General features: G+C 71.9%; 15 protein-coding genes. 14 read left to right on the top strand and 1 reads right to left on the bottom strand.

The window, feature by feature from the left end; translation table 11 throughout:
• Window positions 1-58 precede the first annotated feature (58 nt).
• From Mco01_RS34135 to Mco01_RS34125, 3 genes are read left to right on the top strand one after another with little or no spacing between them, the layout of a single operon-like run.
• A complete protein-coding gene (locus tag Mco01_RS34135; RefSeq protein ID WP_204060950.1) occupies window positions 59-883 on the top strand; it encodes a M55 family metallopeptidase in 825 nt (274 codons plus the stop codon).
• Window positions 880-2,136 carry a methylaspartate ammonia-lyase gene (locus tag Mco01_RS34130; protein ID WP_204060949.1) on the top strand — a complete coding sequence of 419 codons (1,257 nt, stop codon included), beginning with the start codon at window positions 880-882 and terminating at the stop codon, window positions 2,134-2,136. Before Mco01_RS34135 ends, Mco01_RS34130 begins: the two co-directional genes overlap by 4 nt.
• Window positions 2,136-3,326, top strand: coding sequence for a CaiB/BaiF CoA transferase family protein (locus tag Mco01_RS34125; protein WP_239104124.1), 1,191 nt, complete (start codon window positions 2,136-2,138; stop codon window positions 3,324-3,326). Before Mco01_RS34130 ends, Mco01_RS34125 begins: the two co-directional genes overlap by 1 nt.
• An 82-nt stretch (window positions 3,327-3,408) precedes the next feature.
• Here the strand turns inward: Mco01_RS34125 and Mco01_RS34120 are convergent, their stop codons facing one another.
• A complete protein-coding gene (locus tag Mco01_RS34120; RefSeq protein ID WP_051457797.1) occupies window positions 3,409-3,876 on the bottom strand; it encodes an Lrp/AsnC family transcriptional regulator in 468 nt (155 codons plus the stop codon).
• A gap of 343 nt (window positions 3,877-4,219) precedes the next feature.
• On the opposite strand from Mco01_RS34120, the gene Mco01_RS34115 reads away from it, so the two are divergent.
• The 11 genes from Mco01_RS34115 to Mco01_RS34065 all read left to right on the top strand — a co-directional run bounded on the left by Mco01_RS34115 (window position 4,220) and on the right by Mco01_RS34065 (window position 15,065).
• On the top strand, window positions 4,220-4,933 hold the full coding sequence (locus Mco01_RS34115) for a creatininase family protein (protein ID WP_204060947.1): 714 nt from the start codon (window positions 4,220-4,222) through the stop codon (window positions 4,931-4,933).
• Window positions 4,930-5,628 carry an SDR family NAD(P)-dependent oxidoreductase gene (locus Mco01_RS34110; RefSeq protein WP_204060946.1) on the top strand — a complete coding sequence of 233 codons (699 nt, stop codon included), beginning with the start codon at window positions 4,930-4,932 and terminating at the stop codon, window positions 5,626-5,628. Before Mco01_RS34115 ends, Mco01_RS34110 begins: the two co-directional genes overlap by 4 nt.
• The gene (locus tag Mco01_RS34105; RefSeq protein ID WP_204060945.1) at window positions 5,615-6,991 is read left to right on the top strand and encodes a dipeptidase; all 1,377 of its coding nucleotides are present in this window, start codon (window positions 5,615-5,617) and stop codon (window positions 6,989-6,991) included. The genes Mco01_RS34110 and Mco01_RS34105 overlap by 14 nt, the downstream gene beginning before the upstream one ends.
• Window positions 6,988-8,178, top strand: a complete 1,191-nt coding sequence (locus Mco01_RS34100; protein ID WP_204060944.1) for a dipeptidase — start codon at window positions 6,988-6,990, stop codon at window positions 8,176-8,178. The genes Mco01_RS34105 and Mco01_RS34100 overlap by 4 nt, the downstream gene beginning before the upstream one ends.
• A gap of 56 nt (window positions 8,179-8,234) precedes the next feature.
• A complete protein-coding gene (locus tag Mco01_RS34095) occupies window positions 8,235-9,959 on the top strand; it encodes a DUF885 domain-containing protein (RefSeq protein WP_204060943.1) in 1,725 nt (574 codons plus the stop codon).
• 36 nt (window positions 9,960-9,995) lie between these two features.
• Complete coding sequence (locus Mco01_RS34090) at window positions 9,996-10,853, top strand: alpha/beta fold hydrolase (RefSeq protein ID WP_204060942.1); 858 nt, start codon at window positions 9,996-9,998, stop codon at window positions 10,851-10,853.
• Entirely contained in the window at window positions 10,850-11,770 is a 921-nt protein-coding gene (locus Mco01_RS34085) for a succinylglutamate desuccinylase/aspartoacylase family protein (RefSeq protein WP_204060941.1), read from the top strand. The genes Mco01_RS34090 and Mco01_RS34085 overlap by 4 nt, the downstream gene beginning before the upstream one ends.
• 52 nt (window positions 11,771-11,822) lie before the next feature.
• Window positions 11,823-12,407, top strand: coding sequence for a MaoC family dehydratase (locus Mco01_RS34080; RefSeq protein WP_204060940.1), 585 nt, complete (start codon window positions 11,823-11,825; stop codon window positions 12,405-12,407).
• A complete protein-coding gene (locus Mco01_RS34075) occupies window positions 12,404-13,246 on the top strand; it encodes an HpcH/HpaI aldolase/citrate lyase family protein (RefSeq protein ID WP_204060939.1) in 843 nt (280 codons plus the stop codon). Before Mco01_RS34080 ends, Mco01_RS34075 begins: the two co-directional genes overlap by 4 nt.
• 112 nt (window positions 13,247-13,358) lie before the next feature.
• Window positions 13,359-14,387, top strand: a complete 1,029-nt coding sequence (locus Mco01_RS34070) for a synaptic vesicle VAT-1 family membrane protein (protein WP_204060938.1) — start codon at window positions 13,359-13,361, stop codon at window positions 14,385-14,387.
• 96 nt (window positions 14,388-14,483) lie between these two features.
• Window positions 14,484-15,065 (top strand): MFS transporter, encoded by a 582-nt coding sequence (locus Mco01_RS34065; RefSeq protein ID WP_204060937.1) that lies wholly within the window; start codon window positions 14,484-14,486, stop codon window positions 15,063-15,065.
• Window positions 15,066-15,150 lie beyond the last annotated feature (85 nt).

Here is a 15,150-nt window from a genome sequence, read left to right as displayed (position 1 = left end):
TGGACGTACCCGCCCGCCGCGGCTCCGCCCTGTCCGTGCTCCAGAGGAGCGTGCCGCTGTGAAGATCTTCATCTCCTCCGACATGGAGGGGACCGCCGGCGTCGTCGACTGGGACCAGTGCGTCGCCGGCGGGTCGCAGTACCCCTACTACACCGAGTTGCTGACCGGGGAGATCAACGCCGCAATCGAGGGCGCCATGCAGGCGGGCGCCACGGAGTTCCTGGTGAACGACGCGCACTCGAAGATGGCGAACCTGAAACCGGACGCCCTCGCCGGACGCGCCGGCTACCTGTCGGGCCGCTACAAGCCCATGTACATGATGCAGGGGCTCGACGCGAGCTACGACGCCGTCTTCCTGGTGTCGTACCACGGCTCGATGGGCAGCAGGGGGTCGGTCCTGTCGCACACCTACTTCCCCATGGCGTTCGCCGAGGTCACGGTCAACGGAGTGGTCGCCGGCGAGGCGGGCGTCAACGCGCTCGTCGCGGCCGCGTACGGCGTGCCGATCGTGCTGGTGACGGGCGACGCGACGACGGCCGAGGAGACCGAGCGGTTCTGCCCCGGCATCAGGACCGCGGTCGTGAAGCGGTCGGTGTCCAGGTTCTCCGCCGAGGCGCTGCACCCGGAGGCGGCGAGGGACCTGATCCGCGAGCGGGCGCGCGAGGCCGTCGAGGGACTGCCCGGCGCGGCGCCGCCACCCGTCGGCGTCCCCGTGACGCTGGGTCTGTCCTTCCGCAGCAGCGACTACTGCGAGCTGGCCGCGAGGATCGCCGGCGTCGAGCGCACCGGGGACCTGTCGGCGGTCATCGTCGGAGACGACCCGCTGTGGATCTACCAGACCTTCATCACCGTCGTCCTGCTCTGCCGGGGGCTGGTCGAATGAGAATCGTCAGCGTGCTGACCCGCCCGGTCCGCACCGGCTTCTTCGCCGACGACCAGGCGGCCATCAGGGCGGGGGCCGAGCACGACGGCTTCGCCTACTCGGGTGTCCCGGTGACACCGGGCTTCTCCGCGATCCGGCAGGCCGGCGAGGCGCTGTCGGTCCTGCTGCTCCTGGAGGACGGCTCGGTGGCCCACGGCGACTGCGCCGCTGTGCAGTACAGCGGCGCCGGCGGGCGCGACCCGCTGTTCCGCGCCGAGGAGGCCGCCCGGGTCGTCGACGAGCATCTGGCACCGATGCTGGTGGGCGCGGAGCTCGGCTCGTTCCGCGAGCTCGCCGGACGGGTCGACGCCTGCCGCACGGCCTCGGGTCCGCTGCACACGGCCGTCCGGTACGGCGTGACGCAGGCGCTGCTCGACGCCGTCGCCCTGAGCCGCCGGCTCACCATGGCCGAGGTCGTGCGCGACGAGTACGCGACGGGCGTGGACCTCGAACCGGTGCCGATGTTCGCGCAGACCGGCGACGACCGCTACGCCAACGCCGAAAAGATGATCCTCAAACGGGTGGACGTGCTGCCGCACGGGCTGATCAACAACGTCGACGCCAAGCTGGGCCGCCGGGGCGAGCTCCTCGAGGACTACCTGCGGTGGCTGGTGGCGAGGATCGCCGCGCTGCGGCCCGACGCCGCCTACGTGCCGCGGCTGCACGTCGACACCTACGGCACCGTGGGCCTGGCCTTCGGCGGGGACGTCGAGGCGGTCGCCGGCTACCTCGCCCGTCTGGGCGAGATCGCCGGCCCGCACGAGCTGGTCGTGGAGCACCCGATCGACGCCGGTGGCCGGGAGGCCCAGATCGAGGCGTACGTGCGGCTCCGGTCCGCACTTCGGCGGACGGGGTCACCGGTGAAGATCGCGGTCGACGAGTGGTGCAACACGCTGGAGGACATCGAGATGTTCGTCGATCACGGCGCCGCCGACGTGATCCACGTCAAGACGCCCGATCTCGGCGGCATCGGCGACGCCATCGAGGCGCTGCTGCTGGTCCGCGACCGCGGCCTCATGGCCTACTGCGGCGGGACGTGCAACGAGACGGACCGCTCGGCGCAGGTCAGCGCCCACGTGGCGATGGCCTGCGGCGCGAGCCAGGTGCTGGCCAAACCCGGAATGGGAGTGGACGAGGGACTGATGATCGTGGGGAACGAGATGGCACGGGTGGCGGCGATCGCCGCGGCGCGACGGGAGATGGTCCTGCCGTGATGCCGCTGGAGGACGTGAGGATCATCGCGGTCGAGCAGTACGGCGCCGGGCCGTTCGGGAGCGTGCACCTGGCGGACCTCGGAGCCGAGGTCATCAAGATCGAGGACCCGTCCACCGGGGGGGACGTCGGGAGGTACGTCGTTCCCGAGCAGCACGGCGAGGACAGCCTGTTCTTCGAGACGTTCAACCGCAACAAGCGCAGCCTGAGCCTCGACATCTCGGCGCCGGAGGGTCGTGCGGTGTTCGAGGACCTGGTCAGGGTCAGCGACGTGGTGCACTCGAACCTGAGGGGGGACGTCCCGGCCAAGCTGAGGATCCGCTACGACGACCTGAAGCATCTCAACCCCGCGATCGTGTGCAGCTCGCTCAGCGGGTTCGGGATGACGGGGCCGCGCAGCGCCGAACCCGGGTACGACTACGTGCTGCAGGGCATGGCCGGCTGGATGGACCTCACCGGCGAGCCCGGGGGACCGCCCACCAAGTCGGGGCTCTCGCTGGTGGACTACTCGGGCGGGCTGGTGGCGGCGGCGTCGATCCTGGCGGCGCTGCACGCCGCGCGCCGCGACGGCGTCGGCGCCGACTGCGACGTCAGCCTGTTCGACACGGCGATCTCGATGCTGACCTACCCCGCCGCCTGGCAGCTCAACGGCGACTTCGAGCCCCGGCGGACCCACCACTCCGCCCATCCGTCGCTCGTCCCCTTCCAGGCCTTCCCCACGGGGGACGGCTGGATCGTGGTCGCCTGTCCGAAGGAGAAGTTCTTCCGCCGCCTCGCCGAGGCCCTCGGGCACCCGGAGTGGCCGGACGACCCGCGCTACCGGGACTTCGCCGCCCGGCGGCGGAACGCGGACGCCCTGCTGGCCGAGCTTGAGGCGGTGTTCGCCACCGCGCCGAGCGAGCACTGGCTGGACCTGCTGCGGTCGGCCGGGGTGCCCTGCGGCCCCGTGAACACCGTGGCGGAGGCGCTGCGGGACCCCCACACGGCCGCCCGCGGCATGGTCGTCGAAACCGACCACCCCCATTTCGGCACCGTACGGCAGGTCGCGAGCCCGCTGAGGGTGGGCGCGCAGCGACCTCGGCACACCCGTGCGCCCCGCCGGGACGAGGACGCCGACTACGTCCTGGGCGAGCTGCTCGGGTACGACGCGGAGCGCGTCGAACGACTGCGCGGCGCCGCCGCGGCGCGGTGAGGGCGCCCCTGATGACCACGCCGCCCCGAGGTCCGTGACCCGCCTCGCACAGCCGCACGTACCCCCTGAGCGGCCGGGACGCTCAGACCGGCTCGCCGGACGGAGCCGCCAGCAACTCGGCCACCAGGTTCTTCGGCTCTATCTCCACCAGGCTCAGCGCCGTCTCGGTGCGCTGCACGCCCTCGATCTGCCAGATGCGGTCCATGAGCAGTTGCCGCAGGTGCATGTGGTCGCGCACCCGGAGCCGGGCCAGCATGTCGATCGCGCCGGTGACGATGTCGAGCCCCTCCAGCTCGGGGATGAGCGCGAGCTCCTCGACGAGGTCCCGCTGCTGGTAACCCTGCACGGCCGTGATCGTCAGGTACACCGTCATCGGGTATCCCGCCGCGCTCCAGTCCAGACGGACGCCGTACCCGCGGATGACGCCGAGACGTTCCAGCCGGGCGATGCGCTCGCCGACGGCGGGGGCGGACATCCCGAGCTCGCGGGCGAGCGCGCGCTGCGAGCGCCTGGAGTCCTGGCTGAGCAGGACGAGTATCTGCTTGTCCACGTCGTCGAGTGGAACAGGGGGCGACTGGGCCGGCTTTTCGGCGAGATCACGCAGCGGAGCGGTCGAGGTGCTCGGTGCGGGAGAGCGGCGGCGAGGGGGCATGGCGGGAAGGCTACCCGGCCGGAGGAGTGCGGAGAGCGGATCCACCGAAGTCGGCCCTATGACGGCTGCCACATCTCGCGAGGGCCGGGGAGGCGGGGAAGCAGCCGGATGCAACTGGAGTTCAGGGCTGGTATTTGAGCGACAAATGGTTAGTATGTGAGCCAACTCCCCTTACAGTTGACGGCCGTCAAGGTCGACTGAGGTTTCACTTCGCATCGCGAGAAACGGAGCGTGAGGACCGGTGCGGGTCTTCGACAGCAACTGGATGCAGATCGCCGACTACCTCCTACGCGACGATCGCATCGTGCTCCCGGTCGGGTCGACCGAGCAGCATGGGTACCTCTCGCTCGGGACGGACGCGGTGCTGGCCGAGCGGGTGTCGGTGGAGGCGGCCGAGCCGCTCGGGGTGCCGGTCCTGCCGGTCCTACCGTTCGGCATGGCGCCGTACTTCGTGGAGTATCCGGGCAGCATGAGCCTGCGCATGAGCACCTACATCGAGGTGATCCGCGACCTGCTGGACTGCCTGGCCTACCAGGGGTTCCGGCGGATCGCGGTGATCAACGGCCACGGCGGCAACGCTCCCGTCGCCGGCCTCATCCGCGAATGGGTGTGCGCGCCACGCGCCGAACGGGTGGAGGTGCTGTTCCACAGCTGGTACAACGCGCCGAAGACGGCGGAGGCCGCGTCCAGGTTCGACGACGACCAGTTCCACGGCTCCTGGCTGGAGAACTTCGCCTGGACCAGGGTCGACGGCGCCGAGATCCCCGGCGGCAGCGCGCCGGTCCTGCCGAGGTCGCTGGCCGACAACGTGACCGCGCGCGAGATGAGGGAGCTGTCCCCGGACGGCAGCCTGGGCGGGGCCTACCAGCGCAGCGACGAGGACATGCGGGTCGTGTGGGACGCCGGTGTCGCCGAGGTCCGCGAGCTGCTCGAGAAGGGATGGCTCGACCAGTGACGGCGGTCAGGGACAGGGTCGCCGTCGTCACCGGCACGGCCCACGGCATCGGGGCGGCCATCGCCGCCGCGCTCGAGGCGGACGGGGCCCGGGTGCACGGCGTCGACAAGGACACGGTGGACGTCACGGACTCGTCCGCGGTCAACGCCTTCTTCGCCGAGATCGGCGACGTCGACATCCTGGTCAACAACGCCGGCGGGGTGGTCGGCCAGGTCCACCACCCTCTGGAGGAGGTCGGCGACGAGGACTGGTCCGCCGTGGTCGCGGCCAATCTGACCAGCACCTTCCTGTGCACCAGGGCGGCGGTGCCGGCGATGAAGCGGCGCGGCTTCGGCCGCATCGTCAACATCTCGTCGGGCGCGGGCCGCAGCGTCAGCCTCACCGGAATCCAGGCCTACGCCAGCGCGAAGGCCGGGCAGATCGGCTTCACCCGTCAGATGGCGCACGAGCTGGGGCGGTTCGGCATCACGGTCAACTGCATCGCGCCGGGGTTCGTCCTGTCCAATCCCACGACGATCAAGCAGTGGGAGAGCTACGGCGAGCAGGGGCAGGCCGAGCTCGTCGAAGGCATCGCGGTGCGCCGGCTCGGCCGGCCGGAGGACATCGCGCACGGCGTCCGGTTCTTCGTCTCCGAATCCTCCTCCTGGATCACCGGTCAGACCCTCTCGATTGATGGTGGACATGCTCTCTTTTGATTCGACCGACGCCGCCTACCTCGACGAGCTCGCCGAGTATGTCGCGGTGCCCAGTGTCAGCCGGGACGCCGACGAGCAGACCATGCGGACCGCGGCCCAATGGCTCGCGGCCCAGTTGTCCTTCGCCAACGGACGGGTCGTCGCCACGGCGGGTCACCCCGTCGTCCGGGGCGAGTGGCTCGGGGCGCCGGGCGCTCCCACCATCCTCGTGTACGGCCACTACGACGTGCAGCCGACCGGCGATCTCGCCGAGTGGCGCACGCCGCCGTTCGAGCTGCGCGTCGACGGCGACGTGATCCGCGGGCGCGGGGTCACCGACGACAAGGGCCCGGTCTTCATCGTGCTCAAGGTGGCGCAGGCGTTCATCGAGCAGGAGGGCGCGCTGCCGCTGAACGTGAAGTTCCTCTTCGAGGGGGAGGAGGAGATCGGCAGCCCGCACCTTCCCGCATACCTGCGGGAGCACGCGGACGAACTCGCGGCCGACCTGGTCATCTCGGCCGACGGGGCGATGTGGCGGCCGAGCGAGCCCTCGTTGTCGATCGCGTCCAAGGGCCTGGTGACGCTCGATGTCGAGGTCAGCGGCGCCGGCACCGACCTGCACTCCGGGCGTTACGGCGGCACCGTCGCCAACCCGGTGCACGCCCTGAGCGAGATCCTGGCCGGCCTGCACACGGCCGACGGCCGGGTCGCGGTCGACGGCTTCTACGACGGCATCCCCGAGCTGAGCGGCGAGCGCCGCGCCGCCATCGCGGCGGTGCCGTTCGACGAGGACCGCTACAGGGACGACCTCGGTCTCGAGGCCCTCTTCGGCGAGGCCGGCTACAGCACGCTGGAGCGGCTGTGGGAGCGTCCCACCCTCGAGATCAACGGCGTCCTTGCCGGAGGCAAGTACACGGTGATCCCGCACGTCGCGACCGCCCACATCTCCTGCCGTCTCGTGCCGGGCCAGCGCCCGGAACGGGTGCTCCAGGCGATCGTGGACCACGTGCTCGCCCAGAAGATCCCCGGCGTCCGCGTCGCCGTACGGGCCGACGAGGGCGGGGTGCCCGCGTACACGATCCCCGCGGACCACCCGTCGATCCGCGCCGCCACCGAGGCGCTCGCGCACGTCTACCCCGGCCAGGACGTCCTGCTGGCCGTCATCGCGGGGACGCTGCCCGCGACGGCCCTGTTCGAGGAGGTCCTCGGCGCGAAGACGCTGTTCTTCTCCTTCTCCACCGCCGACGAGAACCTGCACGCGCCCAACGAGTTCATGCGGATCTCCCGCCTGCGCGAGGGGATGCGCGCCTGGGAGCACCTGTGGCGGCTGCTCGCCGACGGGCCGCACCGGCTGGCGCAGGTCCGGACGGACGTCACGCGATGACCACCGGGTACGAGTCGTACGGGTACCTCACTCCCGGCGTCGACTTCCCGGCCTTCGACCTGGCGCCCGAGTTCGGCCGCGTGCCGCCGTACGCGGACGGGCTGAGCGAGCCGGAACGGGAACGGGCCGCGCGGCTGCTGCGGGACAACGTCGTGATCAGCCTGCACGACCATCCCGTCCGGTTCCCCGCGGACATGAGGCGGACACCGGAGTACAACCGGACCGGACGCCAGCACACGGCGTTCGCCGGCCTCCTCGCCTCGGGCATGACCGTCGTGTTCGACAACATGATGGACGGCACGGCCTGCGTGACGGGCAACGCGCCGTGGCGCTGGCTCGACGTCGTCACCGACCTCGGCATGCGCCAGGCCGACGTCGCCCACCAGAGCGACGTGATCGTGATCCGGACGATGGGCGACATCGAGCACGCGCACGCGTCGGGCAAGGTCGGGCTGCTGTTCGGGCTGGAGGCGGCGACGCCGATCGAGAACGAGCTCGACCGTCTCGACGTCCTGTACGGCCTCGGCCTCCGGCAGATCGGCATCGCCTACTCCGAGGCCAACGCCCTGGGCAGCGGCCTGAACGAGACCACGGACGGCGGCCTCACCGACTTCGGCAGGCGCGCCGTCGCCAGGATGAACAAGCTGGGCCTGGCGATCGACATCTCGCACTCCTCGGACCGGACCGGCGTGGACGTCTGCGCCGCGAGCGAGCGCCCCGTGTTCATGACGCACGCCGGGGCGCGCGCCGTGTGGGACACGCCGCGGATGAAGCCGGACGACGTCCTGCGCGCGGTCGCCGAGACGGGCGGAGTCATCGGGATGTCGGCGGCGCCCCACACGACGCTGTCCGCGGCCCATCCCCGGCACACCATCCTGTCGGTGATGGACCACTTCAGGTACTGCGCGGACCTCGTCGGCATCGAGCACGTCGCGTTCGGGCCCGACACCCTCTACGGCGACCACGTCGGGCTGCACGACGTCTTCGGGCACCTGCTCAAGGTGGGCGCCGCGGCCCCGGGGGGTCCGTCCTTCGAGAAGGTCGAGTACGTCGACGGGCTGGAGAACCCGACCGAGAACTTCGGCAACATCTGCGGACTGCTCGTGCGGGAGGGGCTGTCCGACAGCGAGATCACGGCCGTGCTCGGCGGCAACATCCTTCGCGCGCTCGGGCGGATCTGGACCTAGGAAGCCGCCCCCCGCGTTTCCCCCTCGCGCACGAGAAGACACAGGAAAGAGGACCAGTGGATCCCGACGACCAGTCCCCGGCGACCACCGGCGCGGACGACCGGCTCGCCCGGCTGAGCGACGAGTTCTTCCAGGTGAAGCACACGGCCGACCCCTTCAGCGCCACCCTGCTCGGCGTCTCGGGCTTCGACGGCCTGGTGCCCGACTGCAGCCGCGCCGGATCGGCCACCGACGCCGCGAAGATCGCGGACATCGAACGGCGGCTGGCGGAGATCGACCCCGCAGGCCTGAACCCGGCCGACCGCATCAACCACGCGGTGCTCGGCCGGCTCGCCTGGGGCGTGCGGTCCGATCTGGAGCACGGGCTGTGGGAGACGGCCGCGTCCGCAGACGGCTACTCCTCACCGCAGGCGATGATGTTCATGTCGGTGCCGGCGGCGTCCCTCACCGACGCGGCGGCGGTCGACCAGTATCTCGGGCGGCTGACCGCACTGCCCGCGTTCGTCGACGCGATCCTCGACCGCTATCGGGCGGCCCTGGCGGACGGGCGGGTCCCGACCCGGGTCGGCGTGGGCCAGGCCGTCGACCAGCTCACCGGTCACCTGGCGCTGAGTCTGGCCGACGACACGCTGCTCAGCCCCCGGCTGCCGGGCGACGTCGACGAGGACGGCGTCAGGGCGCGGGCCGCCCGCGTCGTCGAGGAGTCCGTCCGTCCCGCGCTCCGGCGGCTGCTCGCCGGCCTCCGGGACGAGCTGCTGCCCGTGGCCCGGCCCGACGACCGGGTCGGCGTCCGATTCGTCCCCGGTGGCGAGGAAGGCTACCGGGCCGCGGTACGACGGCACACCACCACCGACCTGTCTCCCGAGGAGATCCACCGCATAGGGCTGGACTGCCTCGCCGACCTGCGGCAGGAATGGGCCGAGCTGGGCGGCAAGGTGCTCGGCACGAGCGACGTGGGGGAGGTCCTGACGCGGCTGCGGGACGATCCCTCGCTCCGGTTCGACTCGGCGGCCCAGATCGTCGACGTGGTCACCGACGCGCTCCGCCGGGCGGAGGAGGCCCGGGACGACTGGTTCCCCTCGTACGACATCGCCGACTGCGTCATCGAGGAGATCAACCCGATCGAGGCGGGCAACGCCGCGCTCGCCCACTACCGGCCGCCGGCCGGCGACGGCTCCCGTCCGGGCGCCCACTGCGTTCTCACGGCCGACCCGCGGGAACGGTTCGTCTACGAGTACGAGGCGCTGGCCTTCCACGAGAGCACGCCCGGCCACCACCTGCAGATCGCCTCGGCGCAGACGCTGACGGAACTCCCCGCGTACCGGCGCTTCCTGGACGCCGAGGTGTGCGGCTACGTCGAAGGGTGGGGCCTGTACAGCGAACGGCTGGCCGACGAGATGGGGCTGTACACCTCGGACGTCGCCCGGCTGGGCATGCTCTCCTTCGACGCGCTGCGCGCCTGCCGGCTGGTGGTCGACACCGGCATGCACCACCTCGGCTGGTCGCGCCAGGAGGCCATGCGGTTCATGTGGGACAACACCGCCACCACCCGAGCCAACGTCCGCAACGAGATCGACCGCTACATCGCGTGGCCCGGCCAGGCCCTGGCGTACATGATCGGGCGGCGTGAGATCCGCCGGCTGCGCGACCTGGCGGAGACCCGGCTCGGATCCCGGTTCGACATCCGCGCCTTCCACGGGACGGTGCTCGGCAACGGCGCGGTCCCGCTCGGCGTGCTGGACCAGATCGTGGCCGCCTGGATCGACTCCGCGGCGGCCTGAGCCGGCACGCCGACGCCTGCCCAGTGAGGAGTGCACATGTTCGTAGAGATCAACGGAGCGCGGCTCAACGTCGAGGTCCTCGGCGAGGAGGGCGCCCCCGTGCTCATCGCCCACCACGGCGGCGGGGGCATCGGCTCGCTGGCGGAGCCCAAAGGCACCTTCGGCCCGCTGTCCGACCTGTTCCGCGTCGTCGTGTTCGACGCCCGCGGCTGCGGCCTGAGCGAGGGCGTCCCGCCGTATTCGCACGCCCAGTGGGCCGCCGACGTCGACGCCCTGCGGGAGTGGGCCGGAGCCGACTCGATCGTGGTCGCCGGCGGCTCCTACGGCGGGTTCATCGCCATGGAGTACGCGATCGCCTATCCCGACCGGGTGCGGGCGATGATCCTGCGGGACACCTCGCCCGACTGGACCAACCTGAAGCTCGCCCATGAGAACGCCCGCAAGCAGACCCGGGTCGAGCTCGACTGGGACAACTACGAGCGGTACTGGACCGGTGCCATCCGCGACGACGCCGACCTGAAGGCCCGCTGGGCCGAGCTGATCCCCCTGTACGACTTCGAGTACGACCCGGTGGAGACGGCGGCCCGGGTCGAGGCCGGCATCTACCGTCACGAGGCGCACAACTGGTGCTTCCAGCACAACGCGCCGGTCTACGACGTCAAGCCGCGGCTTCCGTCCGTCACCTGCCCCACCCTCGTCACCGTGGGCCGCCACGACTGGGTGACCCCCGTGTCGTCGTCGGAGACCATCGCCTCCCTCATCCCCGATGCCAGGCTGGTGGTCTTCGAGAAGTCCGGGCACTCCCCGCAGTTCGAGGAGGCGGAGCTGTTCCAGCGGACGATGCGCGACTTCCTCGCCGACGCGCTCCCGGACCTCGGGGCGGCGGCCCGATGATCGAGCGGCGGACCCTCCACATCCCCGGGCTGGGCCCCGAAGGGCTGGACATCCCGTACTTCGACGTCCGCGGACGCGGGGACGGGCCGCGGCTCACCGTGCTGTCGGGCGTGCACGGCGCCGAGTACGCCTCGATCGCGGCCGTCCGCGAGTTCGTCCGGGACCTCGACGTGGCCGCCGTCCGCGGCCGGATCGTCGTGGTCCCGGTCGTGAACGTGCCGGGGTTCTGGGCCAGGATGCCGTTCGTCGTCCCGGCCGACGGCAGGAACCTGAACCGGACCTTCCCCGGCGACCCCGGCGGGTCGTTCACGGAGGTGCTCGCGCACCACGTCTTCACCGAGTTCGTCCTCGGTTCCGACTACCTCGTCGACATGCACGCGGGCGACCTGCCGGAGTCGCTGGAGCCGTTCACCATGTACGAGGAGTCCCCGGTCGAGGCGGCCTCGCTGGAGCTCGCCCTGGCGTACGGTGCCGGTCACGTCGTCCGGCAGCCCGCGGTGGCGCGGACCGTCGCGGGCAGCACCTGCGCGGCCGCGGCGGACGCGGGCATCCCGGCCGTCATCGCCGAGTCGGGCCAGAACGGCCTGCTCGACCGGGCCGCCGTCGACCGGCACCTTGCCGGGCTGACCAACGTCGCCCGATCGGCCGGAGTGCTGGACGGGGAGCCGTGGCCGGTGCGCGACGTCCGGCGGCACGAGGGATGGCACTGGCTGCGCACCGACCGTGCGGGCTGGTGGGAACCCGCCGTGACGGTGGGGCAGCCCGTGCCGGTCGGCGGGCTGCTGGGAACGATGAGCGACGTGTGGGGTGACGTCTTCGCCGAGGTGCGGGCGCCCGAGGCGGGCACCCCGCTGTTCCTCACGAGCAGTCCGGCGGTCCCGGCCGACGGACTCCTGCTCGGCCTGGCCCGCGACTGAACGCATCCCGCCCACCCGCTCGACGATCCCGGAAGACAAAGGACACCTCGACATGGACGAGAACGCAACCGCCTCTCCCTCGCCTCGGACGCCGACGGTGAGCTGGGAGGGCCGGTATCTGGAGGACTTCGTCGTCGGCGACGTCTACCGGCACCCCCTCGGCCGTACGGTGACCGAGGTGGACAATTCGTGGCTCACCCTGCTGACGCAGAACACGGCGGCGATCCACTTCGACCGGCACTACGCCGGGCGCACGCAGTGGGGCAGGCCCCTGGTCGACTCGACCTTCACGCTGGCGCTCGTCACCGGCCAGAGCGTGCACGACGTGTCGATGAACGTGATGGCCAACCTGGGCTGGGACCGGGTGCGCCTGCCCAACCCGGTGTTCGAGGGCGACACCATCTACTCGCAGTCGGAAGTGCTGGCGGTGCGAGAGTCGGCCTCCCGTCCCGACGTGGGGGTGGTGGAGGTGCGCACCGTCGGGTTCAACCAGGACGGGGTGATCGTGATCACCTTCGAGCGCACCCTCCTGGTCTACCGGAGGGGCCACGGCCCGGCGCGCGCCGAGGTCGGACCCCGGTGGGACGAGCGGTCGCTGAAGGCCGCCGGTCTCGACACGCCCCCCGGCACCCCATGACCGAGGCGTACGGGACGACGGCGCGCACCCTGCTCTTCGTGCCCGCGACCCGGCCCGACCGCTTCGCGAAGGCCGCCGCCAGCGGCGCGGACGCGGTCATCCTCGACCTCGAGGACGGCGTGGCCCCGCAGGACAAGACGCGGGCGCGGGCGGCGGCGACCGCGCACGTGTCCGTCCACCGGGCCCTGGTCAGGGTCAACGGGATCGGCACCCCGTGGCACGAGGGCGACCTGTCGGCGCTCGCCGGCGCCGGAGGGCTGGCCGGAGTGGTCGTGCCCAAGACGGAGTCGGCGGACCACGTCGCCGCGGTGGCCGCCGTGCTCGGGCCGCGGGTGCCGGTCTTCGCGTTGCTGGAGTCCGCCCGGGGCGTACGGGACGCGGATCTCGTCGCGCAGGCGCCGGGCGTGGCGCGACTGCTGTTCGGCGATCTCGACTTCTGCCTGGACACGGGCATTCCCCGGGGGGACGAGCAGGCGCTGCTGTTCGCCCGCAGCAAGGTCGTCCTCGCGGCGCGGGCCGCCGGGCTGCCCGGACCGGTCGACGGGGTCGAGCCCGAGATCGACGACGTGGCGGTCACCCTGGCGGCCGCCCGCCGGGCGGCGGCCCTCGGGTTCACCGGCAAGCTGTGTGTGCACCCGCGCCAGGTCGGTCCGGTCCACAGCGCGTTCGCGCCCTCGGACGGGGAGCTGGCGTGGGCGCGGCGGGTGCTCGACATGGCGGAGGGGACCGGGGGCGCCGCGGTCCGAGTCGACGGCGAGATGGTCGACACACCTCGTCTCGAGCTCGCCCGGCGCATCGTCGCCCGCGCGGGGAAGAGGCCGCCGGGCGGCGGATCGTGACGAGGCGTCCCGGCCGGGTCCGCGCTCGGGGGTTGGACGGCGGACGGGCGGCACTTATGCTCCCGAGTGCGGACGGCGGCGGGCTCCGCGAGGCCTGAGCTGAGGGAGCCTGATGCGAGCGGTATGGATAACCAGGCACGGCGCACCCGAGGTTCTGGCGGTACGGGAGACGGCCGACCCCGAGCCGGGACCCGGTGAGATCCGCGTCCGGGTCAAGGCCGCCGGGCTGAGCTTCTCCGACGTGATGGCCCGCCAGGGGTTGTACCCGGACGCGCCCAGGCCGCCGTGCGTGGTCGGCTACGAGATCGCCGGCGTCGTCGACAAGCACGGCCCATCGACGACCGCCGAGACCGCGCCCGCGGTCGGCGCGCGCGTCATGGCGCTGGTGCGTTTCGGCGGGCACGCCGACGTCGCCTGCCTTCCGGCCGGGCAGGCGGTGGAGATACCCGACGAGCTGGGATTCGAGCAGGCCGCGGCCATCCCCGTCAACTACCTCACCGCGTACCACATGGTGGTCCGGGTCGCGGGCGTACGGCCGGGCGAGCGGGTGCTGGTGCACATGGCGGCCGGCGGTGTCGGAATCGCCGTCCTGCAGGTGTGCGGGACGATCGGCGGCGTCGTCACCTACGGCACCGCCTCCGCCGCCAAACATGACGTTCTGCGCGCGGAGGGCTGCACTCATCCGATCGACTACTGCCGCGACGACTATGTCCGGCGGGTGCGCGAGCTGACGGGAGGCCAGGGCGTGGACGTCGTGCTCGATCCCCTGGGCGGCCGCGACTGGAAGAAGGGACTGTCCCTACTGCGCCCGGCGGGCCGGCTCGTCGCCTACGGCTTCGCCAATCTGGCCGGTGGCGAGCGCCGCAGCCTCGGCCGCCTGCTGCGACAGGCGACCGGCGTGCCGCTGTTCACCCCTCTGGGGCTGATGGATCGCAATCACACGATCAGCGGCGTCAACCTCGGCCATCTGTGGGATCAGGGGACGCTGGTGCGCGAAGGCCTCCAGACCCTGGTCGCCCTGGCACGTACGGGGCAGATCACCCCCCGCGTCGACATGGTCGTCCCGTTCGCGGACGCGGCCGACGCCCATCGTCGTATCACCCAGCGCCGCAACGTCGGCAAGGTGGTCCTGATCCCCTGACCCGGAGGCGGCCGCCGACCGCGAGACGACCGCCCACACGAGCCCGCACCGGCGCCATTGGGGGCGCCGCCCCCTTGTGGGATAGTCGTTCTCGTCATGCGCGCCTCAGTTTCGTTACGGCTCGCGCGGTCGGCCGCGTTCTCGGTCGTCTGCGTGCTGCTGGCCGTGGGCGCGCATCGTTTCGCCGGTGGTGCCGGGCCGACGCCGCGGGTGCTGCTGGTGGGCGGGCTGGCGGTTCTGGCTGGGGCGGCGGCGGTGGCGGGCCGGGAGCGGTCGCCGTCGGTCGTCGTCGCGTTGGTGGTGGCCGCGCAGGTCTTCTTGCATGAGTTGCTGGGGCCGGCCGGGCCGCCCGCGGCGGCGGTGGTGGTGCCCGGGGCTCATGGGCACGGTCATCCGTTGAGTGTGCGGGCCGGGATGCTGGTGGCGCATCTGACCGCGGCGTTGATCACCGGGTGGTGGCTGTCGCGCGGCGAGGCGGCGCTGTGGTCGATCCTGCGCCGGATCGGGGCGGGCGCGTGGGGGTGGCTGGCGCCGCTGCTGGCGCTGCTGCACGCCGGGTCGCTCGTGCCGGGACGCCCCCGCGTCTTCCCTTGTGTTGCGGCCGGGGCGCCTGGGCGTGCCGTCATGCTCCGGCATGCGGTGGTCCGGCGGGGGCCGCCTCGTCTTTCGTCGTTGTGATGTTTTTCAGGCTCTTGTGAGCTTTCCCGCGCGCGGCCGCGTACCCCCGATCGGGACGCCGTCCGTGCCGGTCCGCTGACGCCTG

Source organism: Microbispora corallina, from assembly GCF_016863035.1.
In the GTDB taxonomy this organism is placed as follows: Bacteria; Actinomycetota; Actinomycetes; order Streptosporangiales; family Streptosporangiaceae; genus Microbispora; species Microbispora corallina.
Note: the sequence above shows the minus strand (reverse complement) of the source record. Positions and strands in the feature narration are given on the sequence as shown.